The organism is Streptomyces sp. NBC_01190 (genome assembly GCF_045039895.1).
Taxonomy (GTDB): Bacteria; Actinomycetota; Actinomycetes; order Streptomycetales; family Streptomycetaceae; genus Actinacidiphila.
In genome coordinates this window covers 7,954,928-7,979,649 of sequence record NZ_CP108580.1, presented here as the reverse complement: position 1 = coordinate 7,979,649, position 24,722 = coordinate 7,954,928, and the positions used below count along the sequence as shown (strand labels likewise).

Below are 24,722 nucleotides of genomic sequence, written 5' to 3'. Positions count from 1 at the left end.
CTGGCGGGAAAGCAGCGCCTGGGCGGTGGCTCTCCTACCCGCAACCTCCGGGGGCCTCCTCCGCCGGGGCGGTCGGCGGAGGGCGGACTCGGGTGGGAAGGTCTCAGCCGCGGCCGAGGAGGCGGGCCTTGGACTGGCGGAACTCCTCCTGGGTGATGGCCCCGGTCTGGACGAGGTGGGACAGGCGGGCGATCTCCTCGGCGGTGTCCGCCGCGTCCTGGGCGGGGAGGGCGTCGCCGCGGGCGGCGGACACCGCGCGCTCGACGGCGACCTTGAGCTCGGCGAAGTGCGGCTGTTGTCCGGCCCGGAAGGCGACGGCGTTCTCGGCGGCCGCCGTCTTCGCCGCGTCGCGGCCCATACGGGCCAGGCCGCGGGTGTGCTCGGTCTCGAACCGGATGGAACCCCTGGCCAGGCCGGCCGGCTGCCAGCCGATCGCGACGATCTCCGAGACGTGCAGGCGGCGCTCGACCGCCTCGGACCCCCATCGGCCCAGTCCCCCGCCGCGGATGATCGTCAGATGCTCGCCGTCGAAGACGACCCGCCCGCCCGCGCCCTTCACGTCGATGGTGTCCACTCTGCCCCCTGACGTGTCGTGGACTGGTCATCATTTCACGTACATGCCGGTGATGGCGGGGTATGGGGGGTAATTCGCCACCCCGGGCCCCATCGGACTCCTCGGGAAGGACGCCGAGGCCGGGCCGGCCGTATCCGGACTAAAGTGGAGGCACCGCTCCGGGAAGGCGGTGGGCGCTCCCCCGCGGACTCGGCTCCACCCGGACCCGGGCTCCCGCCGGGCGCCGGCCCGCGGACCCCACCCCCCACCGGGCGGCCCTACCCAGGCCGGACCGACCGGAGGATGACCCGTGGTGACCTATTCCCTTCCCGTGCCGCCGGACCGGCCGACCCGGGCCGACGCGCGGCGCAACTACGACGCCTTGCTGGCGGCGGCCCGGGACACCTTCGCCGAACTCGGCTCGAAGGCGCCGCTGGAGGAGATCGCCCGGCGGGCGGGCGTCGGCATCGGCACGCTCTACCGCAACTTCCCGAACCGCCAGACCCTCTTCGACGCGGTCTACGTCCACGAGGTCGAGGTGCTGTGCGCCTCCGCCGCCGGGGCCGGCGAGATGGCCCCGTGGGACGGGCTGGAGCGATGGCTGCGCGGCTTCGTCGCGTTCATCACCAACAAGCGCGCCTTCACCGAGGAGATGGCCCGGCAGTCGCCGGTCGTCCGCGAGTGCCGCGCCGCCATCTACGCCGCCGGCGGCCCCCTGCTGCGCCGCGCCCAGCAGGCGGGAGGCGCGCGCGCCGACGTGGAGATCGACGACGTGCTGCGGCTGCTGACCGGCATCGCGCTGCTGGACTTCCCCGGCGGCCGCGGCCAGATCGACTTCGTCGCGGCGGTGGCGATGGACGGTCTGCGCTATCCGCCCGCGCTCCGCGGAACCGCCGCCGCCGACGGGTGAGCCACCTCGCGCTTCCTTGACCGGAGGCTTCCCTCCGCTATAGTGGAGATATGCCTCCGGTAAGGCGGAGGTGCCCCTCCGATCCAGCGCCGACCACGTCGCTCCGTCTGGGGCCGGAGCGGGAGCCCTCTGAGGAAGGACAGACCGATGGCCAGGACCTGGCTGATCACCGGCGCGTCGCGGGGCCTGGGCCGCGCGCTCGCCCACGCCGTTCTGGAGAACGGCGACCGCCTGGTGGCGACCGCCCGCCGCCCGCAGGACCTCGCGGAGTTCACCGGCCGCTACGGAGACCGGGTACGGGCGGTGGCACTCGACGTCACCGACGTGGACGCCGCTCAGGCCGCGGTGCGGACCGCCGTGGAGGCGTTCGGCGGCCTCGACGTGGTGGCCAACAACGCCGGATACGCCAACAGCGGCGCCATCGAGGAGACGTCGATCGAGGAGTTCCGCGAGCAGATCGAGACCAACCTCTTCGGCGTCATCAACGTCACCAAGGCCGCACTGCCGGTCCTGCGCCGGCAGCGTTCCGGGGTGTTCCTCCAGTTCTCCTCGATCGGCGGCCGCGTGGGCGGCACCCCGGGCCTCGCGCCCTACCAGACGGCGAAATTCGGCGTCGAGGGCTTCTCCGAGGTGCTGGCGGCCGAGACCGCGCCGCTGGGCATCAAGGTCGTCATCGTGGAGCCGGGCGGCTTCCGGACCGACTGGGCCGGTTCGTCGATGCGGATCGACGCCACCGGCGAGGACTACGAGGAGACCGTGGGGCTCATGCACCGCTACCGGCTCGACACGGCCGGCAACCAGCCCGGCGACCCGGACCGCGCGGCGCGGCTGCTGACGCGGATCGCGGCCCTCGCCGATCCGCCCCGCCGGCTGCTGCTCGGCACCGACGCCGTGGCCATCGCGCTCAAGGCCGGCGACGCCCGCCAGGACGAGTCCAGGACCTGGGCTGCGGCCGGCCGGGCCACCGACTTCGCCAGCGAGATCGACCTCGTGCTGACGCCGGTGACCGACCTGCTGGACCAGGCGGGCTGACCGGCTCGTCGGACGCCGCGTGGCTCGCCCCCGCTGGACCGGGGGGCGAGCCACGAGCATGCTGGAAAAACAGGATTCCCCGCGTTTCCGCCCGGAAGCGCCGGGACAGATCTTCCGGGACGTGACGGAAGCCCGGTTGCGCGGAGGAAGGACGCCGGAACATGCCGATCATCTCGCGCGGGTTCCATGGCCGCAGGCCGGAGTCGGGCCACAAGCTCCCGCCCGGCCAGTACGAGACCTTCGATTTCCCGGTGCTGTCGGCCGGGCCCACCCCCCGGGTGGCCCACGACGACTGGGAGTTCACCGTCACCACCGAGACCGGCGCCCGCCACCGCTGGGACTGGGGCGACCTCATGGCGCTGCCCGTGGAGAGCCCGACGGTGGATCTGCACTGCGTGACGAAGTGGTCGAAGTTCGGCACCCACTGGCAGGGTGTCTCCCTGGACGTCCTGCTCGAGGACGTGGAGACCGCGGCGGACTACGCGCTGGTGCACTCCTACGGCGGCTACACCACCAACCTGCCGCTGGAGGACCTGCTGGACGGCAAGGCGTGGATCGCCCACCGCTTCGACGGCGACGAGCTGGCCGCCGAGCACGGTGGGCCGGCCCGGCTGCTGGTTCCGCACCTGTACCTGTGGAAGTCGGCCAAGTGGGTGCGCGGCATCGAGCTGCTGATGGAGGACGAGCCCGGGTTCTGGGAGAGCGCCGGCTACCACGACTACGGAGACCCATGGCGCGAACAGCGGTATCAGGGCGACTAGGGGCGCGGCTGCGCTGGCAGGCCGCCTCCCTGGTGGAGCGGCAGGCCGAGTCGCCGTCGGCGCAGACCCTGGTCTTCGACGTGCCCGGCTGGGCCGGGCACCTTCCCGGCCAGCATGTGGATGTCCGGCTGACCGCCGAGGACGGATACAGCACGCAGCGCAGTTACTCGGTGGCCTCGGCGGCCGCCGGGGACCGGGTGGAGCTGACCGTTCAGCGGGTGCGGAACGGCGAGGTCTCCCCGTATCTCGCCGACGAGCTGGCCGTCGGGGACGCGGTGGAGATCCGCGGACCGGTCGGCGGCTGGTTCGTCTGGCGTCCGGAGCAGAAGGAGCCGGTGCTGCTGGTGGCGGGCGGCTCGGGTCTCGTTCCGCTGATGGCGATGGTCAGGGCCCGGGCGATGCTCGGCAGCATGGTGCCGTTCCGGCTGCTGTACTCGCTGCGCGAACCGGCCGACCGGCTGTACGGGGCCGAGCTGGACCGCGGCTCGCCCGGTCTGGACACCACCTACGTGTACACGCGTACCGCGCCGCTCGACGGTGTCCGGCCGGCCGGGCGACTGGCCGCCGAGGACCTGGTGCGGTGGGGGTGGCCCGCCGACCTCGAACCGACCTGCTACGTCTGCGGGCCCACGGGTTTCGTGGAGTCGGCGGCCGGGCTGCTGGTGGCGCTCGGCCACGACCCGGAACGTATCCGCACCGAGCGCTTCGGCCCCACCGGAGGATGACATGGACCCCAGCACCGAGGCGGCGCGGGACGACTACCAGGACGGCAACACGCTGGCCGGCCCGCTCTCCGAGATCTTCGCGGTCGACCTGACCGCCGCACTCTCCCGCTGCGTGCACTGCGACAGCAGGGGCCCGGTGGCGGGCTTGCGGGTCTACGGGCGGGGGCCCGGCCTGGTGGCCCGCTGCCCGGACTGCGGCGGCGTGGTGCTGCGGATCGTCCGGGCCGGCGGTACGGCCTGGCTGGACCTGCGCGGCACGGTCGCTCTCGGCGTGCCCCTCGACACCGTGTGACGGCGGGGCGCGCGCCGCGAACGTGCGATGCTGTGCGTGCTCCGACCTGGCAGGGGAACGCGACGGCACGATGACGAAGATCGGCAGGACCCGCAGAGGCATCTGGGACCGGTACGCGGCGTCCGACCCGGGGCTGCTGCGCTTGGTGGCGGGGCTGCGAACCGTCGGGGCGGTCGCCGTGACGCTGCTGGCCCTGCGGATGCTGGGCATCGGCGTGACCGAACTCGTGGCCGGCGCCCTGGCCGCGGCGGTGGCCACCATCGCGATCCGGGACAGGCGGGTGTCCGACCAGGCCCTCACCCTCGGTCTCGCGCTGCCGGCCTCGCTGTTGTCGGTGACGCTGGGTTCGGTACTCAACCCGCATATCGTCGCCGGCGACATCTTCTTCGTCCTGCTGATCTTCGCGGCGGCCTATCTCCGCCGCTTCGGCGACCGCGGCGGCGCGGTGGGTCTCGTCACCTTCCAGAGCTACTTCCTCTCGCTCTTCGTGCACGCCACCGTCTCCAAGCTGCCCGGGCTCTATCTGGCGGTCGCCATCGCCTTCGCGGGCAGCGCGATCATGCGCTTCGCGCTGATCCCGGAGTCCCCGGAGCGGACCCTGGGCAGGCTGAGCCTGGCGTTCCGGGCCCGCACCGGGCAGTTGATCGCCACTCAGCTCGATGTCCTAGAAGCGGAACCGGACCGGTTGGAGGGTCTGGTGGCGGATCTCCGCAAGGACACCGCGCGCCTGCACGAGACGGCGCTGATGATCCAGACCAGGCTGGACGACGGCAGTGTGGACGAGGCGACCGCGTCGATCCTGCAACGGCGCGTCGCCGACGCCGAGATCGCCGCCGAGCGGCTCGGCGTCCAGGTGCTCGGCACCAGGACCGAGACGCGCGGCCCCACCCTGCTGCTCCATCTGCCGCAGGAGCGGGCCGCGGAGCCGGGCTGGCGCCCCCGCGACCAGGACGGCGAGCTGCGCGTGCTCCACGACGAGGTACGGGCGCTGTACGGGCAGGTGACCCGCGCCGGGGACGAGGACGGCGGCGCGGGGACCGGCCTGGTCCGCGACCGGCTGCTCGCCTATCGCGCCGAGGAGAACGTGCCGCGGGCCGCGCCGGCCGTCCAGGAGGCGTTCCGGGCCATCGGTGAGACCACCCGCGCGGTGCTGGCGCTGGGGACGGCGCTCGCGGGGCCGGGGGACGAGTCCGGCGACGCGCCGGAGACGGTCCGCTCCCGCGAGGAGTTCGAGGCGGAGGACGTGTCGCTCGCCGGGGAGGCGGCGGCGGAGCCCACCGGCCTGGACCGGGCCACCACCCGGGTGGCGATCCAGGTGGCGGTGGGCTCCTCGCTCGCCATCGTGGGCGGTGAGTTCCTCTCCTCGCAGCGCTGGTACTGGGCGGTGCTGACCTGCTGGGTCGTCTTCCTCAACAGCCTGTCCAGGGGCGAGATCCTGATCAGGGGATACCGCCGGCTGACCGGCACGATGGCCGGCGTGCTGGCGGGTGTGCTGCTGGCCGGCGCCGTGGGCCGGCACACCTGGACGGCGTTCGCGCTGGTGCTCGCGCTGATCTTCGCGATGTTCTTCACCGCGGCGCTGTCGTTCACCCTCACCTCGTTCTTCGTCACGGCGATGCTCGGCCTGCTCTACTCGCTGCTGCACACGTACAGCCTGTCCGTCCTGCTGCTGCGGGTGGAGGAGACGGCGCTGGGGGCCGCCTGCGGGATCATCGCGGCCCTGTTCGTGCTGCCGGTCCGTACCGACCTCCACACCGACGAGCTGCTCGTCACCGCGCTGACGAAGCTGCGGGACGTCACCACCAGCGCGGTCGGGCAGCTCAGCGGCGCGCCGCCGGTGGATCTGCTGGACCTGGCCCGGGAGCTGGACACCGCGCTGGACGAACTGCGCACTTCCACCCGGCCGTTGACGTATCCCTTCACACCGCTGCGGGTGCGGCGGCGCACGGTGCGCTATCTGGTGGCGCTGCTGGAGACCTGCGCTTACCACACCCGGTCGCTCGCCGCGACGGCCGAACTGGTCCCGTACAGCCGGAGTATCGCGGCCGATCCCCGGCTCGAGGCGGTGGGCCGGCGCATCTCCCACAACATCGACGTGCTGATCGCCTCCGTCCAGCAGGAGGAGCGGGGCGAGGAGCCGACCGGCGGGATCGAGACAGGCCCCAGCATCGCCTCCATGCTGGAGGATTCGGGGTCGGCGGCCCGCTCGGGTTCGGTCACCCACCGGGTGCTGCGGCATCTCCAGCGGCTCGACGAGGCGGTGGTCGGCCTGGCCCGGCCGCTCGGCGCGCGGCTGCTGGACGGGAGCGCGCGCCGGGCGCGGAACTCGGCCTGAACCAGGCCGGATCGCGCTCGCATGAGCAGCCGCGCGGTGGGGTACTTAGCCGGTGGGCGTTCCGTCGAGGGCGTCCCCCGGGCCGCGGACCAGCGGCTCGTGACAGCGGACCAGAGGGACAGACAGTGGCCAGTGGCACGGTGAAGTGGTTCAACTCCGAGAAGGGTTACGGGTTCATCGCCCAGGAGGGTGGCCCCGACGTCTTCGCTCATTACTCCCAGATATCGGGCACGGGCTACCGCGAACTCCTTGAGGGCGAGGCCGTGACCTTCGATGTGGCCCAGGGCCAGAAGGGACCGCAGGCGGAGAACATCGTCCGCGCGCACTGACTCCTGCCGCACGGCGCCGCCCGCGGTGTCGGGGCCCGACCGGCCCCACCGCGCGGCGGCGCCTGCTCAGTGCGGAGCGCGCAGGGTACGGCGGACCGGCGGGCCCGGCTCGGTACGGGCGATGCGGGAGACCGCCTCGGCGAAGGCGGCGAGGTCGATCCCGCGGAGGTGGTCCATGACATGCCTGCGGACGCCGGCGAGATGCGTCGGCCAGGCCTCTTCGAGCCGTTCCAGGCCGGCCGGGGTGAGCTTCGCGATCTGGCCGCGCCCGTCGGACTCGGCCCGGACCCGCTCGACCAGTCCCCGCCGGGACAGCCTCTCGACCACCCGGGACACCCCGCTGACGGTGATCGACACATAGCCGGCCAGTTCGCTCATCCGCAGCGAACGGCCGGGCGCCTCGGACAGGTTCATCAGGACCGAGTACTCGGTCCCGTTCAGTCCCTGGGACTCCAGCAGATCCGCGTCGAGGACCCTCGGGATCACCACGACGGCCCGGCTGAGCGCACGCCAGGCGGCCTCCTCCTCCGGAGTGAGAGGGACGACCGGCTCCTCGTCGGATGAACTTGTCATGCACTCACGGTACTTGCGTGATCCGGCAAGCACAACGAAGAGTGACGCGGAGGGCCCCTGCGGCAGGTGAGCCGCATGCGCTTGGATGTGGGCGTGACTGTTCATGACACTGCTCGGCAACTGCCCGAGATCGCCGTACTCCGCGACCACTGCCGCTCGTTGGCGACCTTGGAGGCGGTCCTCAGTCCGGAGTGGGAGTACCGCTATCACTCGTTCGACTCGCGATGGTCGGACACCGAGGAGATGGCCTCGATGCGCAACGGGTCCGGCGACGAGTACTCCATCGTCTTCTCGTCGGCCGGCGCCTATGTGCGCGGCCACGCCCACGAGTCGGCGATGAACCCCTACCGGGAGGGTGCGCCGTGGCCGGGTGTGCTCGACGAGGTGCCGCACGTGTTCCGGTCGTGCGTGGCGGAGCCGGCGTTCGCGGACGAGGACGGGATGCCCGTCGTCACCGCCTGCCTGTGGCGCGAGGCCAAGGACGACACGTGGCACGCCGGGACGATCGACTTTCCCGAGGACAGCGCGGGCGACCCGGACGGCTCCGGCTACCTCTTCCAACTGCTGACGGACCGTTCGGCGGAGGCGTTCCGGCGGTTCGCCGAGGACTACTACCAGATACCGGTCGAGTTGACGGCGGTCCGGCATGTCTACACGCTGAGCCCACTGACGGACCAGGTGATCAGGGCCCTCAATCCGTCGGTCACCCCGGCCGATCTCGCCGCGGATCTGTCGCGGATCGGCTACCCCGCGGGCTGAGCCCGGCCCGGCCGCTCACCGCCGGCCCACGGCCGCGCAGACCGCCGCCGGCCCACGGCCCGCCGTTCCGCGAGGACAGCCGGCCGGGCGGTCAGTGCAGGCAGATCGACAGAATGCAGACGTGGTCGGGCGCCGTGGTGGCCGGGGACGTCGGCGGCCGGGTGCTCGGCGGCGCCGTGGTCGTGCCGCGCGCGCTCGTGGTGGACGGCGACGCCGGAGTACGGGACGGCGGGGCGGGGACGGCGCCGGACGCGGAGTGCGCGGCGGCGCCGGTCGACGCGGACGTGCCCGCGGAGGTCGGGGCCAGGGCAGTCGTCGTCGGCGCGGTACGGGACGTGGAGGTGCCCGCGCCGCGGGCGGCGGACGGGGACGGTGCCTCGCCGGCCGGCCGGGGCGGTGTGGGGGACGTGGGGTCCGGGGCGGACACCGGAGCGGGGCCCTTGGCGGAGCCCGCGGAGACGGCGGCGAGGGTCAGGCCGCCGCCGAGGAAGGCGACGGCGGTCGCGACGACGGCCCGCCGGCGGTTCCTCTTCCGGCGGGCGGTCTGCACGCGTCGGCCCGCGCGGCCCTCATGGAGGACGGGGAGGGCGGGGAGAGCGAGTCGGGCGGGGAGGACGGAGGTGCCGTCTTCTGGTGCGGCTGTCCTCTCGCGGACATCGGGCCCTGGTTCCGGCTCGGCGTGGTCGGACGCGGACTCGGCGGGCTGATCGTCTTTCCCGGGCGCGGTGTCGGCCGATGCGGCGGCCGGCCCGGCCTCGATGGCCCGCGGTATCTCCACCGGTCCGGTCCTGATGGCCGCGGGTATCTCCGGTGCGCCGGGTCCCGCGAGCGCGGGTGCGTCCGGGTCCGGGTCCGGGTCCGGACCTGGGCCCGCAAGAGTTTGCGCCGCTGCTCCGGCGGGCGCGGGCGGCGGCCCCCCGGTGTCGTCGTCCGGACGGGCTTGCGCCCGGCTCAGGCGCCGCGCCGTCCTGGCCTTCGCGATGGCGCCCTTCGGGTCGATGTCGGGGGCGTAGGCGCCGCAACCGGGGCACACCAGGGCACCGTTCAGGGTCCGACGGCAGGTGAAGCAGTAGTCCATTCGCGGTCTTTCTGTGCCGGCTGCGCCGCCAGGGAACATCAGGGAACGGGAGTCGTGCTCACGTTCGCCCGCGAGCGGGCAGCCGGTAACGCTAACAGCCCGGCCGGGAAAGAGCGGGTCATAGTTGTGACGCTTCTGCAAAGATCGCGCCGCGCCCACGTGTCCCGCGGCGGCGGGCCGGACCGGGGCCGTACGGCTGAGGCGCCCCGCGTTTTGTCGGGGGGTCGCGCTACGGTTGCCGGGATAACCGGCAAGACACTCAGGACACTACGGGAGCGGGAGAGAACGGCATGGAAGGTCCGGACGAGCCTGTCCTGGTCCGCGTGAGCCGACCGGGCGGCCGCTGGTGACCGCCCGGGTGCCCGGCCACCGGCTGCACATCGCCGTACCCCCCGGCGCCGCCCTCGGCGAGGGCCCGACCTGGGACGCGGCGGCCGGCCGGCTGATCTGGGTCGACATCCTCGGCGCCGAGGTCCACACCTACGACCCGGCCACCGGACACCGTACGGTGCTGGCCACCGGCAGCCATGTCGGGGCCGCGAAGCCCCGCGCGGCCGGTGGCCTGGTCGTGAACCTCCGGGACGGGGTGGGGCTCTACGACACCGACGGCACCTTCCGCTGGCTGCTTCACGAGCCGGTCCCGGGGCGCCGGGCCAATGACGCCGCGGTGGACGAGCGGGGCTTTCTGTGGGCGGGCACGATGCGCTACGACGGACGGCCCGGCGGCGGCACCCTGAGCCGGGTCGCGCCCGACGGGACGGCCGTGGTGGTCCTCGACGACGTCACGGTGAGCAACGGCACCGGCTGGAGCCCCGACGGCGGGCTGATGTACTACGTGGACACGCCCACCGGCCGGGTCGATGTGTTCACCGTGGACCCCGGCAGCGGACTGGTCCGCGACCGGCGGCCGTTCGCCGTCGTGGAGGAGGGTGCCGGTTCCCCCGACGGCCTCACCGTGGACGCAGACGGCTGTGTGTGGGTCGCGCTGTGGGACGGCGGCGCGCTGCGGCGCTACACGCCGGGCGGCGCGCTGGACCGGGTGGTCGAGGTCCCGGTCGAGCGGCCCACCGCCTGCGCCTTCGGCGGGCCGGAACTGCGCGACCTCTACATCACCTCGGCCGCCGGTCCGGCCCCGCACGGGGCCGGCGGGACGCTCTATGTGCTCCCGGACGCCGGGCAGGGTCTGCCCGGCCATCCGTTCGCGGGCTGAGCGCGGGTCGGCACCAGACTGTTCCAGGGGCCGAACGGGAGCCCCCCGCACCACCGCGCCGTCACCGACGGCGTCGCCGGGGCGGCTTCGTCGGCCCCCTAGCCGATGGGCAGATGGCTCTTCACGCTGTCGGTGACGCTGTCGGCGGTCGAAGACAGGCCGTCCCAGGCGGCGTGTACCCGCTCGGTCGCCGCGTCGCTCGCGTGGCGGGCACCACCGCGGGCGCGGTAGGCCACCGAGGGCTTGCCGTGGGTGTCGGCGGCGGCGAGCAGCAGACCGCCCAGCATGGAGAGGTTCTTGAGGAAGTGGACCCGCTGCCGGGCCCGTTCCTCGGGATCCTCGATCGTCCAGTAGGGGTGCCCCGCCAGTGTGGTCGGCACCAGGGTCGCGGCCAGCGCGAGCGCGGACGCCCGGGGGAAACGGCCCAGGGCGAGCAGCGTGCCGGCGCCGAGCTGCACCGCTCCGTTGATGGCGACCAGTTGCTTGGGGTCGTTGGGCAGCCGCTTGACCCGTTCGGCGATGGGGAGCGCCACCGGGGCGGCGGCCGGGGCGACCGCGCCGGGATGACGCAGCGTCGTGTAGCCGCCGGCGAGGAACATCGAGGCGAGCAGGGGGCGGGCGAGTCTTCTGAGAACGGCCATGGGGAGCGGGTTCCCCTGGGCGGGCCGCGCACACCCGCGCGGGAAGCCGCGGCCGTCGCGTGCCACCCGAATGGGCTCCGGCGGTTCCGGCCGGGTCCGGCGGCGCGGGCGGTTCCGCGTTCAGCGTCGCGAGCCTGGCGTAGGCCCGGGCGGTGACGGCGGCGGCTCCTGTACTGCTCCCGGTGCCGGCGTTGCCGTCGTCGTCCGCACCTTGCTCGAAGATGTCGTCAAACTCGGGGCCGGCGAAATACTCGGCGATTGTGGCGTGCATCCCCTGGCGGCCGGCAGTGAGCAGTGCGGTCAGCACCGCCCGCGCCGCGTCGGCCGCCGCCGCCGAATCCGCCGGGCCTCCCCCGGCCGCGGCACGCCCCCGATCAGGCGGCCCGGTCATCCGTCCGGCACCGGATGCGCCCGGACGTAGTCCAGGACGTCCCGCGGCGTGGCGATGCGGTCGAGTTCCTGGTTGGCGATCGGGATGTTCAGCCGCTCCTGGAGAGCCTCGGCGAACTGCACCATCGCCGGTGAGTCGAAGCCGAGTTCACGGAACGAGCGGTCGAGCAGGCCGTCACCGGTGGTCGGAAGGGTCCGGGTGTGCGGCAGACACTCCCGCATCAGTTCCGCGAGTGCGCCGACGGATAAGGTTTCCAGAGCTCTGCACCCCCGCGGCCGGGCTCTGGGAACCTTCACCGCTGGTGGCCTGCCGCGCCCTCTCTTGTCGTTGACGGCGAGACGTCGTGTCCATGCTCAGCCACGCCGCGGTGCGGCCGGCCGGGAAGTGGCCCATGGATTGTGCCGTCGGCACGTGCCGGGGGGACGCGCCGCACGGTGTCGGCCAGTACGCCGAACCGGGCGGCCGACTGGGGTCGGCCGCCCGGTGCCGGCGGTGGTGCTGACGGTCGCGTCAGTGGGCCTGCGCTACGCGACGTCCACCCAGTCCAGGGTGCGCTCGACCGCCTTCTTCCAGCCCTTGTAGCCGTCTTCGCGCTGCTCGTCGGTCCAGCTCGGCTCCCAGCGGCGCGACTCGTGCCAGTGCTCGCGCAGCTCATCGGTGTCCCGCCAGAAACCGGTGGCGAGACCCGCCGCGTAGGCGGCTCCCAGGGCGGTGGTCTCGGCGACGACCGGCCGGCTGACCGGGACGCCGAGGACATCGGCCTGGGTCTGCATGCACAGCTCGTTGGCGGTGACTCCGCCGTCCACCTTGAGCACGTCCAGGTGCACCCCGGAGTCCTGCTCCATCGCCTCGACCACGTCGCGGCTCTGGTAGCACATGGATTCCAGCGTGGCCCGGGCCAGGTGGCCATTGGTGTGGAAGCGGGCCAGGCCGACGATGGCGCCGCGGGCGTCGGACCGCCAGTAGGGCGCGAAGAGGCCGGAGAAGGCCGGTACGAAGTAGATCCCGTCGCTGCTGTCGACGGTCTTCGCGAGCCGCTCGCTCTCCGGGGCGCTGCTGATGACGTGGAGCTGGTCGCGCAGCCACTGCACCGCCGAGCCGGTGACGGCGATGGAGCCCTCCAGGGCGTAGACCGTCGGGGCGTCGCCGAACTTGTAGCAGACGGTGGTGATGAGCCCGTGCTCCGAGCGCACCGCCTCGGTGCCGGTGTTGAGCAGCAGGAAGTTGCCCGTGCCGTAGGTGTTCTTGGCTTCGCCGGGGGCGAAGCAGACCTGGCCGACGGTGGCCGCCTGCTGGTCGCCGAGCACGCCGGTGATCGGTACCGGGGCGCTGAGCGGCCGGGAGGTGCGGGTGGTGCCGAAGGCCTCGGGGTGCGAGGACGGGTTGATCTTCGGCAGCATCGCGCGGGGGATGCCGAAGATCTCCAGCAGTTCGTCGTCCCAGTCCAGCGTCTCCAGGTCCATCAGCATGGTGCGGCTGGCGTTGGTGACGTCGGTGGCGTGGATGCCGCCGTTGGGGCCGCCGGTGAGGTTCCACAGCACCCAGGAGTCGGTCGTGCCGAAGATGGCGTTGCCCTGCTCGGCGGCCTGGCGGACGCCGTCGACGTTCTCCAGGATCCACTTGATCTTGCCGCCGGAGAAGTACGTGGCCGGGGGCAGCCCCGCCCGGCGGCGGATCAGATCGCCGTGTCCGTCCCGCTCCAGCGCCTTGGCGATGGAGTCGGTGCGGGTGTCCTGCCATACGATCGCGTTGCCGTACGGACGCCCGGTGCGGGGATCCCAGACGACGGTGGTCTCGCGCTGGTTGGTGATGCCGATGGCGGCGAGGTCGGACGCGGAGATCCCGGCAGAGCGCACGGCGTTCTGGATGGCGACGTTGGTGCGCTCCCAGATCTCCACCGGGTCGTGCTCGACCCAGCCGGCCCGGGGCAGGTACTGGGTGTGCTCCAGTTGGTGCTTGGCCACTTCGTTTCCGTCGTGGTCGAAGATCATGAAGCGGCTGCTGGTGGTCCCCTGGTCCACCGCGCCGACGAAGTCCGCCATGGCTTGCTTCCTCTCGTGGGTGTGCGGTCGTGGTGGTCAGACCTGCTCAGACCTGCTCAGACCTGCGAGGTCTCGGACCGGGGCGCACGTCCGGGCGGCTCGGGGGCCGCGCCGGGCAGGAAGAACCCGATGAGGACCTTGTAGATGAGTCCGCCGATCAGCGCGCCGACGAGGGGGCCCGCGATCGGCACCCAGAAGATGAGGTTGCCGAATTGATCTCGCCAGGCGTGGTGATAGCCGGTGATGTAGCTGGCCAGTCGGGGGCCGAGGTCACGCGCCGGGTTGATGGCGTATCCGTCGTCGGTGCCCCAGGCCATACCGATGGCGACAACCGCGAGACCGACGATGAAGGGGCCGATGTTGGCTCCCGGCGGGGTGTTCAGCACGTCGGTGATGGCCAGGATCACGATCAGCAGGATCGCGGTGCCGATGATCTGGTCCCGGAAGGCCCCCAGCTCGTGCACGCCGAAAGCGGTCGACCCGTTGCCCGGGAGGGTGGAGAAGACCGTCTGGGTCTTGATGGTGTGGCCCGGGTCCGCCCTGGCCAGCACTTCGCTGTAGTTCCAGCGCACCAGCAGCGCGGCGGTGAAGGCGCCGAAGAACTGGGCGACCCAGTAGGGCAGGACCTTTCTCCAGGGGAAGCCCCGATAGGTGGCGAGCCCGAGGGTCACCGCCGGGTTGAGGTGGGCACCGCTCAGCCGCGCCGCGACGTAGACGCCGAGCATGACGCCGAGCCCCCACGCCCAGGAGATGCTGTCGTGGTCGCCCAGCCCGCCGGGCGGCTTGGTCAGGGCGCCGCCGGCGGCCACCTGGGCCACCACGCCGGTGCCGAAGAGAATCAGGATCATGGTGCCGGCGAATTCGGCCGACACCTCACCGATCCACGCAGAACCACGTAGACGTGCTGTCATTGATGCCCGCTTCCCGCCGGTCGTACGGAGCCGGCTGGCTCGTGTTGCCCCCGGTTTTCCCTTCACACTGGAGCACGCGGCGGGGTCTTCAGCACGTCGGGTTGGGCCCTTAGAAGGACATGCGGCCGGCGGGTCCCAGGTCATGCCGGGCGCGGCGCGGACAGGTGTCCGGGCGGGGATCCAGGTGGCCGGATCCGGCCTTCTCGGCTCATCACCCGTTCCTGGTAACGGAGTTCGGGTAGGCGAGCGGCACTGCCGGTCGAACCTCGGACCGGATGACCGATCAGGACACCCGAAGGAATGGGGACACGTATCATGACGAAGGCCAAGAATCCGGCGAAAACGCACGCGAAGGCGGCCACCGCGGCCGGGAAGACCGTCAAGGGCGCGGGGAGCGGCAAGGCGGGGAAGACCGCCGCGGCCAGCGCGCTGTCCCAGACGCCGGGCAAGGGCTCGACCGGGTCGAAGACCACGGGGTCGAAGCCGGCCTCGGCGGCCGGCACGACGGTGAAGAGCGGCAAGGCGTCCAAGACCGAGAAGACCGCGGCGGCCAGCGCCCTCGCGCAGGCGCCGCACAAGGAGAAGGCCCCGGGAAAGAAGGCGCTCACGGAGGCCGCCAAGGTGCTGGGTGACAAGAACTCCACCAAGGCGGAGCGTTCCAAGGCGGCCGGCACCCTCGCCCGGGCGGGCTCGCACGGCGCGAAGTGATCGGTGGTCCGAGCCGGCACGTGCCGCTCGCCGACCCGCGGCCGTGCGGTGACCCGTACGGCGGACGGCGCGGCACGGGTCGCAGCGCGGCGCCTCGCGGGCGGCCGGGATCGCGCCCGGCCGCTCCGCTCGCGGTCGCGGCGCCGGTTCCCGGCCGTTCCCGGCCTTCGGGGCCGCACCTGGCCGCTCGGGCCGCCGGCACCAGGCGAACCGCGCCGATCAGGTGACCCGCGGGCCATGCTGGGCAGGCGAGGCCTATGAGCGGTGCGAGTGATATGAGTGGCATGAGCGGGCTTGAGGACGATCTGCCGACCGAGACGTATATCGGCCCGGCGAGCGTGGTGACGAGCAGCGGGGTCATCCCGGTGGAGGCCGAGCTCTTCATCCGGCGGGCCCCGGCCGGGGCGACCGCGCTCAGGACCTGGTCGGGGCAGCTCGAGGCGCCACCGGACGTGAATCTGTTCGCGGTCGGCACCAGCCCGTGCACGCTGCGTCTGCCGGACGGCCGCGAGGGCACCTTCGCGCCCGGTGCGGTCACCGTGGGGACCGGCGTCATCCCGGTCACCGGCCGGGGTCTGGCCCCGTTCGGCGCCGAATGACCGGGACCGGATAACCGGCCTCATCCAACCGGCCTCATCGGTTTGGCCGACGATTCAGCGGCAAGGCGCATGGTCGGGACGGATGGGACAGAAAGCAACTGCTGAACAACCGCAGGGAGTGAACAGCATGTCTGAGCACGAGAAGACCGACGCCAAGGTGGAGCAGGCCAAGGGCAAGGCCAAGGAGACCGTCGGCCGCGCCGTGGGGAACGAGTCCATGACCGCCGAGGGCCGCGCCGAGCAGGCGAAGGGCGACGCCCGGGAGGCCAAGGAGAAGGTCAAGGACGTCTTCAAGGACTGACCGGACGATCGTCTGATCGCCGGTACACGCGGAGGGGCCGCCGGGATTCCCGGTGGCCCCTCCGCGTTCCCGTCGGCGCTTCCGCAGTGCCGGGGCCCGGACCCCCGTCCCACGGAATACCGGCGTCCCGAACCCCGTTCCGTGGAAGCCGGACGGAATCCGAACCGTGCGGCGGGAACAACAACGACAGGGAGGACCGAGATGGCCGCGCAGACGCAGAAGGCCGTGCTCGCGGGCGGATGCTTCTGGGGCATGCAGGACCTGATCCGGCGGCAGCCGGGGGTCCTCGCGACCCGGGTCGGCTACACCGGTGGCGACGTGCCGAACGCCACCTATCGCAACCACGGCACCCACGCGGAGGCCATCGAGATCGCCTACGATCCCGAGAAGACGGACTACCGCGCGCTGCTGGAGTTCTTCTTCCAGATCCACGACCCGAGCACGAAGAACCGCCAGGGCAATGACATCGGCCTGAGCTACCGGTCGGCGATCTACTACCTGGACGACGAGCAGAAGCGCGTCGCCGAGGACACCATCGCCGATGTGGACGCCTCGGGACTGTGGCCGGGCAAGGTCGTCACCGAGGTGGAGGCCGCCGGCCCGTTCTGGGAGGCCGAGCCGGAGCACCAGGACTACCTGGAGCGCTACCCCGACGGATATACCTGCCACTTCCCGCGCGCCGGGTGGAAGCTGCCCGTACGGCAGCGGGGCTGAGCAGGGACGCCGCGCCCTGAGAAGGGGGCGGCGGAGCGGCGGCCCGCCCGTGGGGCGTGTCTCCCGGGGCAGGCGGCGGCAGCGGGCCGGACCGGCGGAGCGGCGGGCCCCGGCCGCGGCGACGGGCGTCAGGGCCGCTGGGTCAGCAGCAGGATCGCCACGTCGTCCAGGTGACGGCCCGCGTCCAGCTCGCGGGTGACCGTCGTGAGATGGTCGATGAGCGGCTGTCCCTGCGGCTCCGGGGCGTTCTCGATGATCGAGATCAGCCCCTCGGTGCCCAGGCGCCCGTTGCCGGGTCCGGTGTGGCCCTCGGTCAGACCGTCGGTGTAGAGCAGCAGCGCCGCCTCGGGCGGCAGATCGAGCCGGGCGGTACGCCAGTCGGCGATGCCCGGGATGAGGCCGAGCGCGACCCCGCCGGGCGCCGGCAGCGGCTCGGCCTTCCCCGCTTCGATGAGCAGCGGGGTGTCGTGCCCCGCCAGGGTGACGTCCAGCCGGCGGCCACGGGGCTCCAGCGAGAGCGTCGCGACGGTGGCGAACATCGCCGAGTAGGTCCGCTCCGCGACCAGGATCTGCTCCATCAGCGCGAGCAGGTCGCTGCCGCGGTGACCGCCGAGGATCAGGGTCCGCCACGCTATCCGCAGACACACCCCGATGCCGGCCTCGTCCGGCCCATGGCCGCTCACATCGCCGATCACGGCGTGCACGGTGCCGTCCGGGGTCTCCACGACGTCGAGGAAGTCGCCGGCCAGCAGTGCGCCCTCCCGCCCCGGCAGATAGCAGGAGGTGGGGGTGACCGAGGTGCCGCCGAGCATCGGGACGGGCAGCAGGCTGCGCTCCAGCCGGCTGTTCTCCTGGGCGCGGTGCTGGTTGACCCGCAGTTCGGCGGCGGTCCGCTCGGCCTGCTTGCGGTGGACCGCGTACCGCACCGCCCGATCCAGCAGTTCACCGCTGACCGACCCCTTGACCAGGTAGTCCTGGGCGCCGGAGGCGACGGCCTCGATACCCGCCCGCGCCTCGGCCAGTCCGGTGAGGACGATGATCGCCGCGGCCGGGCAGGCGTTCTGCAGCCGGGTGACCGCGCCCGTACCGGACGCGTCCGGCAGATGCAGATCGAGCAGCACACAGTCCGGCACCCGCCGCCCGACGCTCGCCATGCCGTCGGCCAGCGTCTGGGCCCACTGGAGCTCGACGCTGAGCGAGGTGTCGGCGAGGTACTCCTCGACGAGCAGCGCGTCGCCCGGGTCGTCCTCGATGAGCAGGATCCGGTAGCTCACCGCGGTGAGCTGCGGGGTCTCCGCGGTCTCGCCCGCGCTCATCCGGCCACCACCTCGGGGGCGCCGTCCGCCGGAGCCGCGGCGGGTCCTGACAGGGTGAAGGTGAAGCGGGTGCCGGGTGTGTGCTCGTTGTCGATGGCGATAGTGCCGCCGTGGAACTCGACGATCTTCTTGCACAGCGCCAGGCCGATCCCGTTGCCCGGATAGGCGTCCCGGGTGTGCAGCCGCTGGAAGATGACGAACACCTTGTCGGCGAATTCCGGCGCGATCCCGATGCCGTTGTCGCTGATCGCGAAGGACCACAGGCCGCCCTCACGCCGGGCGGACAGATGGACCCGGCAGGGGCGCTCCGGCGAGCGGAACTTGATCGCGTTGGAGACCAGGTTCTGCAGCAGCATGCCCAGTTGGGTGGGGTCTCCGGTGACCACCGGGAGCGGGTCGTGGGTCACCTCGGCGCCGGCCTCGCCGACGGTGAGGCTCAGCGAGTCGGCGATGCGCTCGAAGAGCTGCTCCAGGTCGACGGTCGCGGAGTCGGAGTGCAGCCGGCCGACCCGGGAGAAGGCCAGCAGGTCGTTGATGAGGGTCTGCATCCGGTTGGCGCCGTCGACGGCGAACTCGATGTACTGCCCCGCGCGGTCGTCGAGCTGGTCGCCGTAGCGGCGCTGGAGGAGCTGGCAGAAGCTCGCCACCTTCCGCAGCGGCTCCTGGAGGTCGTGCGAGGCCACGTAGGCGAACTGCTCCAGCTCGGCGTTGGAGCGGCGCAGATCGGTGGCCTGTTCGTCCAGCCGGGAGCGGGCCGCGTCGCTGAAGGCGAGTTCGGCCACCAGGCGCTCGCGCATCGATTCGACGTCCTGGGCCAGGCTGCGCAGGTCGGCCGGGCCGACGGCGGACACGGTGTGTGCGAAATCTCCCTCGGCGACCTGCTGGACGTCCGTGGAGAGCCGGCCGAGCGGGAGCGTCACGCCGCGCCGCAGACCGGCGAAGACCAGTCCGGTCATCACCAGGATCAGCAGGGCGATCAGCGAGAAGATCCAGTTGCGGAACTCCCTGGCCGCGCGCAGATCGTTCCTGGCCTTGGCGCTCGCCTGCTGGAGCGTGTTCTGAAGCCGCGAGGAAGCCGAGCGGACCTTGTCGAAGTCCTGCTTCCCCTCGTCGGCCCGCGCCGCGGCGACCGGGATGGGGCCGCCGCCGGGTGCCGCCGCCACCGGCAGCGCGAACCGCTGCTGCCAGCTCCGTGCCTGCTCCAGGAGCTGCCCGAGATCCCCCCGCGAAGCCCGGTCGTGGCGCAGCAGGGTCCGCAGCCGCTCGGTGCTCTGTCTCTGCAGGATCAGTCCCGAGGTGTACGGCTCCAGGAACGACCGCTGTCCGGTCAGGCCGTAACCGCGGACGCCGGTCTCCTGGTCGGTGAGGGACTTCTCCAGCTGCACCGCGGCCACCAGCGCGGGGCTGCTCTCGTCCACGAGGTGGTTGGAGATCTGGGTGGACCGCGCGAACACCCAGGCGCCGGTGATGGACAGGCCGGCCAGCACCACGAGGGCGACGCAGGCGCCCACCGCGAGCCACCTGCGGGTCGTCCAGCCCACCGGGCGGGCGGCCGGTCTTCCCGCCGGCGGCCGGGCATGGACCTGCCCGGCCTCGTCCGTTGTTATCACGCCCGTCACTTCAGACTCCTCGATGCCAGCGCGCCGCGCAGCGGCGAAACCGTGGTGCCGTTCGACCGACCACGGCCGCGCCATGTTACCGAGCGGGACAATGTCGGTTGTCACCAGCGTCGACCGACTCTAAGGTGAGCGGGTGCCACCTGAGCAGTCCACTCCGCAGCTCGACCACGGCGCACTGACCGCCCTGGCCGAACGGGCCGTTGAGGATCTGGCCCGGCGACTCGCCGCGGAGGCCTTCCCCGCCCGGCACGCCGCGGTCGCCGCCGGGGTTGCGCACGACCGCGGGACCGGTGCCGGGGACCCGGCGGAGGGGGCCGGCGGCAGCGGAGTCGTCGCGGGGGTGGTCGGGACCGCGCGGGCCGCGGGGAGCGGGATGACCGCTGAGAACCGTGAGGTCCGTGAGAGCGGGGACGCAGCCGCGGCCGTGGCCGGCGAGAGCGCCGAGGGTGACGGGGCCGAAGGGGCCGAAGGGGCGGACGCCGGAGAGCCCGATCCGCGGGCCGACGATCCGCTGATCCGCCTCCAGGTACTGTCGTACATACTCAAGGCGGTGGACAGCCGTGCCGCGTACGAGGCCTCGGCCGCCGCGCGGCAGGGTGCCACCTATCCCGATCTCGGCCGCGCCTGGGGGATCACCCGCCAGGGTGCCCGTCGGCGCTGGCCGGGACTGGTCTTCACCGCACGGCCGCCGTCCCGTCCCGTGCCCGCCCGGACCAGCAGGAGTGTCGCCGTGAACGCCCTTCTCCCCACCCGCACGTTCAGTGTCCTGCTGGTCGAGGACGACCCGGCCGACGCGCTGCTCGTCGAGGAGGCGCTCACCGACCGGGGCGTGGCCACCCGCGAGATCCGCCGCGCCATCGACGGCATCGCCGCCCTGGAGCACCTCAGGTCGCCGGCCAACCAGCGTCCGGACCTGATCGTGCTGGATCTCAACATGCCGCGGATGAACGGCCGCGAGCTGCTCGCCGTCCTCAAGGACGACGAGGAGCTGCGGACGATCCCGGTGGTGGTCCTCACCACCTCCGCGACCCCGGACGACATCGCCGGGGCCTACAGCCAGCACGCCAACGCCTACGTCACCAAGCCGGTCAACCTGGACGACTTCCTCGAAGCGGTCCGCGGCATCGACGACTTCTTCTTCGAGACGGCCACCGTCCCCGACCAGGACTGACGGCGAAGGCGCGGCCCGTCAGCGGGTCCAGCGGATCAGCCACTCCCCCGCGGCGGCGTAGAGGCGTTCGCGGTTGACGCGCCGGGCCAGGTCGTGGCCCTCGTCGCCGAAGAGCAGCAGCTCGGCGGGGACACCGCGGGTCCGGGCGGCCCGGACGAACTGCTCGGACTCCCCCGGCGGCACATTGGTGTCCAGCGCGCCGTGCACGGCGAGCACCGGGGTACGGAGCGCGTCGATGTGGGTCATCGGGGAGAGCAGCGCGAGCAGGTCCTCGTCATGCACCGGGTGCCCGTACTTGACGGCCGCCGACTCGGCGATCCACGGCTCGGTGCCGGCGAAGAAGGTGGCGAAATCGGACATGCCACACACCGCGACCCCGGCCCGGAAGAGCGCGGGGTGCCTGACCAGGGCCGACATCACCAGGTAGCCGCCGTAGGACCGGCCCATGACGGCCAGCCGGTCGGGGTCCGCGAGTCCGGCGGCGACCAGGTGGGCGGCGCTGTCGGCGACGTCGTCGACGGCGGCGAGGCGTCCGGCGCCGAGGTCGGCGGTCATGAACGCCCTGCCGTGTCCTGACGATCCGCGGACGTCGGGGGCGAAGACGTGCAGCCCGTGGGCGAGAAGCGCCTGGTAGAGGGGGTCGAGCACCGGGCGTTCCTGGCTCTCCGGGCCGCCGTGCAGGTGGACGACGCAGGGCCCGGCCGCCCCCGCGCCGGGAGCCCGGTGGAACCAGCCGGTCAGCGGGGTGCCGTCACGGGCCTCGAACTCCAGCAGCGTGGGCGGCTCGGGCGCCGGGCCGCGGGCCCCGGGAGATGTCCAGGCCGTACGCAGCGCCCGGCCCGCGGCGGTCGTGGTCCACACGCCGGGCTGCCGCACCGAGCCGGAGAGCGACAGCAGCCAGCCGCCGGCCGCGTCGGCGTCCGCCCGGGTCACCACCTCGTGCGGCAGCGGGATGGCGCGGACCTCGGCGGGGGCGCCGTCGGCGCCGAGCACGGCGCTTTCCAGGACCGTACGGCCCCGGTGGTTCCAGGCCAGGGCGGCCCGCCGCCCGGTCCGGTCGGCGGCGAGGAGTTCCAGGTCGGCGTCGGGCCGGGCGGTGACGGACCTGATCCCCCCGTGGCCGCCGTCGGGCGTCAACTCGACGGCGACCAGCGCCGCGTATTCGCGGTCCTCGTCCGTCCGCAGCCAGAGCAGCCGGGAGTCCGGCGAGAACCGGCCAATCCACGGGTCGCCGTCGGCGGCGGGCAGCAGGCAGGTCTCGCGGCCGTCCAGGGCGTCCATCACGACCGCCTCCCGGTGACCGCGCGGACCGCGCCGCAGCAGGAACCAGCGCCCGTCCGTACTGACGTCGACCACCCGCAGCGTGGCGGAGCCCGCCTCGACCGCCACCCGCCGGGGCGGGCGCAGTCCGTCGGGGTCCACCAGCGAGGCCACCAGCACGCCTTGCGAGGCGTCCTCGGCCAGGCCGGCGAGCCGGTCGGCAGGACCGATCGCGTCGGCGCCGAGGGGCTCGTGCCCGGCGGCGGTCGGCGGCGGGACGCGATCCGCGGCGACCGCCTCGGTGACGGCGAGCGCCGCGCCGTCCCTGGTCCAGCAGCCGAAGTGGGCGGCCGCGAGGGTGCCGGCGCCGGCCAGGTCGTGGCGGCCGGTGCCGTCCGGGCGCACGCAGCGCACCACGGTGTGCTCGCCGCCGCCCGGCGCGGCGGTGTAGGCGATCCACCGGCCGTCGGGCGACCAGCTCACCGTGTACACCGGATCGGGGCCGGGGTCGAGCAGCCGGGGCGCCGGGTCGTCGGGCACCGCGAGCCAGAGCTGCGGTGTGCCGTGCCGGTCGCAGACGAACGCGGCGGACGGTCCGGCGGGATCGGCCGCCGCCTCCCGGCAGCAGTGGTCCCGGGTGCCGGGGGCGTCGTGCGGGCGCGAGGTCCCGGCGGGACGGGAGGTGATGCTCATGCGACTCCGTGGGTCTGAAGCCAGATCTCCAATAGCGCCGCCTGCCACAGGGCGTTGGCGCCGAGCGTGGTCCGGTGCTCCTCGGGGGCCGACAGCAGCTCCCGCAGGTAGTCGTCGCGGAAGATGCCCCGGGCCTTGGCGGACGGCGCCGACAGGGCCTCCTGGACGCGTTCGAGCACCGGCCCGGCCATATGGCGGATCGCCGGGACCGGGAAGTAGCCCTTGGGCCGGTCGGTGATCTCCACCGGCAGCAGCGTACGGCCGGCGGCCTTGAGTACGCCCTTCCCGCCGTCCGCGAGCTTCAGCTCCGGCGGGCAGGCCGCGACGAGTTCGACCAGTTCATGGTCGAGGAAGGGCACGCGGGCCTCCAGGCCCCAGGCCATGGTCATGTTGTCCACCCGCTTGACCGGGTCGTCGACCAGCATGATCTCGGTGTCGAGCCGGAGCACCGCGTCGAGCGCGGTGTCCGCGCCGGGCCGGGCGAGGTGGTCGCGGACGAAGTCCCCCGAGACGTCCAGGGCGGTCGGCGGGCCGGCGTCGAGCATCCGGCCGAGTTCGTCGTGCGGCCGGTCCACGAAGACCTTCGCGTAGGTGGCGGCGGCGTCCTCGCGCGGGATACCGGCCATGGGCGGGTACCAGTCGTATCCGGCGAAGACCTCGTCGGCGCCCTGCCCGCTCTGCACCACCTTCACATGCCGGGAGACCTCCCGGCTGAGCAGGTGGAAGGCGACCGCGTCGTGGCTGACCATGGGTTCGCTCATCGCCGCCACGGCGTCGTCCAGCGCGTCGGGGAGGTCTGCCGAGGGGACGACGATGCGGTGGTGCCGGGTGCCGTAGCGGCGGGCGACGATGTCGGACCAGTGGAACTCGTCGCCCGCCTCGCCGCCTTCGCTGTCGAAGCCGATGCTGAAGGTGGCCAGGTCCTTCGCGCCGGACTCGGCGAGCAGCGCCACCACGAGGCTGGAGTCGAGGCCGCCGGAGAGCAGCACGCCCACCGGCACGTCGGCGACGGTACGGCGGCGGACCGCGGTACGCAGCGCGTCGAGCACCGCGTCGCGCCAGTCGTCCGCGTCCATACCGGCGTGGGCGTCCTGCCGCCCGTACACCGGCGCCCAGTAGCGGTGGTCGTGTTCGGTGCCGTCGGGTTCGACGACGCGGACGGTGGCGGGCGGCAGCTTCCGTATCCCCGCCAGGATGGTGAGCGGGGCGGGGACGACGGAGTGGAAGCTGAGGTAGTGGTGGAGGGCGACCGGGTCGAGGGCGGTGTCGACGTCGCCGCCGGCCAGCAGCGCGGGCAGCGAGGAGGCGAAGCGCAGCCGGCCGGGGCGGCGGGCGGTGTAGAGCGGCTTGATGCCGAGCCGGTCGCGGCCGAGGACCAGCCGCCCCGAGGCGTGTTCCGTGACGGCGAAGGCGAACATGCCGGCGAAGCGGTCGACGCAGTCCACCCCCCACTCCCGGTAGGAGCGCAGCAGCACCTCGGTGTCGGAGGCGGAGTGGAAACGGTGTCCCGCCCGCTCCAGTTCGGCCCGCAGCGCCCTGTGGTTGTACAGGCAGCCGTTGAAGACGACGGTGAGACCGCTTTCCGGGTCGGTCATCGGCTGGGCGCCGCGTTCGGACAGGTCGATGATCTTCAGCCGCCGGTGGCCGAGGGCGATGGCGCCCTGCGACCACAGGCCCCGCCCGTCCGGCCCGCGGGCCGCGAGACGGTCGGTCATCCGCTCGACGGCGGCCAGGTCGGGGCGGGTGCCGTCGAATCTGATCTCACCGGTCAGACCACACATGTGCACCTCCGAGGGGGG

The 24,722-nt window shown here is 72.9% G+C and carries 25 protein-coding genes; 14 read left to right on the top strand and 11 right to left on the bottom strand.

The window, feature by feature from the left end:
* Positions 1–103: 103 nt before the first annotated feature.
* Complete coding sequence (locus OG519_RS33460; RefSeq protein WP_405592161.1) at positions 104–574, bottom strand: DUF4429 domain-containing protein; 471 nt, start codon at positions 572–574, stop codon at positions 104–106.
* Between the two features lie 289 nt (positions 575–863).
* Here OG519_RS33460 and OG519_RS33455 point away from each other — a divergent pair, with 289 nt between their 5' ends.
* From OG519_RS33455 to OG519_RS33425, 7 genes are all read left to right on the top strand, one after another.
* Positions 864–1,463, top strand: coding sequence for a TetR/AcrR family transcriptional regulator (locus OG519_RS33455; RefSeq protein ID WP_405592159.1), 600 nt, complete (start codon positions 864–866; stop codon positions 1,461–1,463).
* Between the two features lie 147 nt (positions 1,464–1,610).
* Entirely contained in the window at positions 1,611–2,495 is an 885-nt protein-coding gene (locus OG519_RS33450; protein ID WP_405592157.1) for an oxidoreductase, read from the top strand.
* A 161-nt stretch (positions 2,496–2,656) separates the two neighbouring features.
* Complete coding sequence (locus OG519_RS33445; protein ID WP_405592155.1) at positions 2,657–3,256, top strand: sulfite oxidase-like oxidoreductase; 600 nt, start codon at positions 2,657–2,659, stop codon at positions 3,254–3,256.
* Positions 3,226–3,981: a ferredoxin reductase gene (locus tag OG519_RS33440; RefSeq protein WP_405592153.1), complete on the top strand. Its 756-nt coding sequence runs from the start codon at positions 3,226–3,228 to the stop codon at positions 3,979–3,981. Before OG519_RS33445 ends, OG519_RS33440 begins: the two co-directional genes overlap by 31 nt.
* Before the next feature lies 1 nt (position 3,982).
* Positions 3,983–4,273, top strand: a complete 291-nt coding sequence (locus OG519_RS33435; protein ID WP_405592151.1) for a DUF6510 family protein — start codon at positions 3,983–3,985, stop codon at positions 4,271–4,273.
* 70 nt (positions 4,274–4,343) lie between these two features.
* Positions 4,344–6,608 (top strand): FUSC family protein, encoded by a 2,265-nt coding sequence (locus OG519_RS33430; protein WP_405592149.1) that lies wholly within the window; start codon positions 4,344–4,346, stop codon positions 6,606–6,608.
* A gap of 125 nt (positions 6,609–6,733) precedes the next feature.
* Positions 6,734–6,937: a cold-shock protein gene (locus tag OG519_RS33425; protein WP_386427174.1), complete on the top strand. Its 204-nt coding sequence runs from the start codon at positions 6,734–6,736 to the stop codon at positions 6,935–6,937.
* A gap of 66 nt (positions 6,938–7,003) precedes the next feature.
* On the opposite strand, the gene OG519_RS33420 is transcribed toward OG519_RS33425, so the two are convergent.
* A complete protein-coding gene (locus OG519_RS33420; protein ID WP_405592147.1) occupies positions 7,004–7,510 on the bottom strand; it encodes a MarR family winged helix-turn-helix transcriptional regulator in 507 nt (168 codons plus the stop codon).
* Positions 7,511–7,603: 93 nt separating this feature from the next.
* Between OG519_RS33420 and OG519_RS33415 the strand changes: the two genes are divergently transcribed.
* Positions 7,604–8,269, top strand: coding sequence for a hypothetical protein (locus tag OG519_RS33415; RefSeq protein WP_405592145.1), 666 nt, complete (start codon positions 7,604–7,606; stop codon positions 8,267–8,269).
* A 91-nt stretch (positions 8,270–8,360) separates the two neighbouring features.
* Here OG519_RS33415 and OG519_RS33410 read toward each other — a convergent pair whose 3' ends face one another.
* Positions 8,361–9,347, bottom strand: a complete 987-nt coding sequence (locus tag OG519_RS33410; RefSeq protein ID WP_405592143.1) for a hypothetical protein — start codon at positions 9,345–9,347, stop codon at positions 8,361–8,363.
* Positions 9,348–9,693: 346 nt separating this feature from the next.
* On the opposite strand from OG519_RS33410, the gene OG519_RS33405 reads away from it, so the two are divergent.
* Positions 9,694–10,557: an SMP-30/gluconolactonase/LRE family protein gene (locus tag OG519_RS33405; protein ID WP_405592141.1), complete on the top strand. Its 864-nt coding sequence runs from the start codon at positions 9,694–9,696 to the stop codon at positions 10,555–10,557.
* A 98-nt stretch (positions 10,558–10,655) separates the two neighbouring features.
* Here OG519_RS33405 and OG519_RS33400 read toward each other — a convergent pair whose 3' ends face one another.
* The 4 genes from OG519_RS33400 to OG519_RS33385 form a co-directional block, all read right to left on the bottom strand.
* Positions 10,656–11,198 (bottom strand): DoxX family protein, encoded by a 543-nt coding sequence (locus tag OG519_RS33400; protein WP_405592139.1) that lies wholly within the window; start codon positions 11,196–11,198, stop codon positions 10,656–10,658.
* Positions 11,199–11,585: 387 nt separating this feature from the next.
* Complete coding sequence (locus OG519_RS33395; RefSeq protein WP_405592137.1) at positions 11,586–11,810, bottom strand: acyl carrier protein; 225 nt, start codon at positions 11,808–11,810, stop codon at positions 11,586–11,588.
* Between the two features lie 303 nt (positions 11,811–12,113).
* The gene (glpK, locus tag OG519_RS33390; RefSeq protein WP_405592135.1) at positions 12,114–13,631 is read right to left on the bottom strand and encodes a glycerol kinase GlpK; all 1,518 of its coding nucleotides are present in this window, start codon (positions 13,629–13,631) and stop codon (positions 12,114–12,116) included.
* 56 nt (positions 13,632–13,687) lie between these two features.
* Positions 13,688–14,542: an MIP/aquaporin family protein gene (locus OG519_RS33385; protein ID WP_405592133.1), complete on the bottom strand. Its 855-nt coding sequence runs from the start codon at positions 14,540–14,542 to the stop codon at positions 13,688–13,690.
* Positions 14,543–14,857: 315 nt separating this feature from the next.
* Here OG519_RS33385 and OG519_RS33380 point away from each other — a divergent pair, with 315 nt between their 5' ends.
* The 4 genes from OG519_RS33380 to msrA all read left to right on the top strand — a co-directional run bounded on the left by OG519_RS33380 (position 14,858) and on the right by msrA (position 16,864).
* A complete protein-coding gene (locus OG519_RS33380; protein ID WP_405592131.1) occupies positions 14,858–15,250 on the top strand; it encodes a hypothetical protein in 393 nt (130 codons plus the stop codon).
* Positions 15,251–15,534: 284 nt separating this feature from the next.
* Positions 15,535–15,849: a hypothetical protein gene (locus tag OG519_RS33375; protein ID WP_405592129.1), complete on the top strand. Its 315-nt coding sequence runs from the start codon at positions 15,535–15,537 to the stop codon at positions 15,847–15,849.
* Positions 15,850–15,976: 127 nt separating this feature from the next.
* A complete protein-coding gene (locus OG519_RS33370; protein ID WP_405592126.1) occupies positions 15,977–16,150 on the top strand; it encodes a CsbD family protein in 174 nt (57 codons plus the stop codon).
* A gap of 201 nt (positions 16,151–16,351) precedes the next feature.
* Positions 16,352–16,864, top strand: coding sequence for a peptide-methionine (S)-S-oxide reductase MsrA (msrA, locus tag OG519_RS33365; protein WP_405592123.1), 513 nt, complete (start codon positions 16,352–16,354; stop codon positions 16,862–16,864).
* A 128-nt stretch (positions 16,865–16,992) separates the two neighbouring features.
* On the opposite strand, the gene OG519_RS33360 is transcribed toward msrA, so the two are convergent.
* Both OG519_RS33360 and OG519_RS33355 read right to left on the bottom strand, forming a co-directional pair.
* The gene (locus tag OG519_RS33360; protein WP_405592120.1) at positions 16,993–18,180 is read right to left on the bottom strand and encodes a PP2C family protein-serine/threonine phosphatase; all 1,188 of its coding nucleotides are present in this window, start codon (positions 18,178–18,180) and stop codon (positions 16,993–16,995) included.
* Complete coding sequence (locus OG519_RS33355) at positions 18,177–19,790, bottom strand: ATP-binding protein (protein ID WP_405593177.1); 1,614 nt, start codon at positions 19,788–19,790, stop codon at positions 18,177–18,179. The genes OG519_RS33360 and OG519_RS33355 overlap by 4 nt, the downstream gene beginning before the upstream one ends.
* Positions 19,791–19,932: 142 nt before the next feature.
* Between OG519_RS33355 and OG519_RS33350 the strand changes: the two genes are divergently transcribed.
* Positions 19,933–20,970, top strand: a complete 1,038-nt coding sequence (locus tag OG519_RS33350; RefSeq protein WP_405592117.1) for a response regulator — start codon at positions 19,933–19,935, stop codon at positions 20,968–20,970.
* An 18-nt stretch (positions 20,971–20,988) separates the two neighbouring features.
* On the opposite strand, the gene OG519_RS33345 is transcribed toward OG519_RS33350, so the two are convergent.
* Entirely contained in the window at positions 20,989–22,923 is a 1,935-nt protein-coding gene (locus tag OG519_RS33345) for a S9 family peptidase (RefSeq protein WP_405592114.1), read from the bottom strand.
* Positions 22,920–24,704 (bottom strand): N-acetylglutaminylglutamine amidotransferase, encoded by a 1,785-nt coding sequence (locus tag OG519_RS33340; protein ID WP_405592111.1) that lies wholly within the window; start codon positions 24,702–24,704, stop codon positions 22,920–22,922. The genes OG519_RS33345 and OG519_RS33340 overlap by 4 nt, the downstream gene beginning before the upstream one ends.
* Between the last annotated feature and the right edge of the window lie 18 nt (positions 24,705–24,722).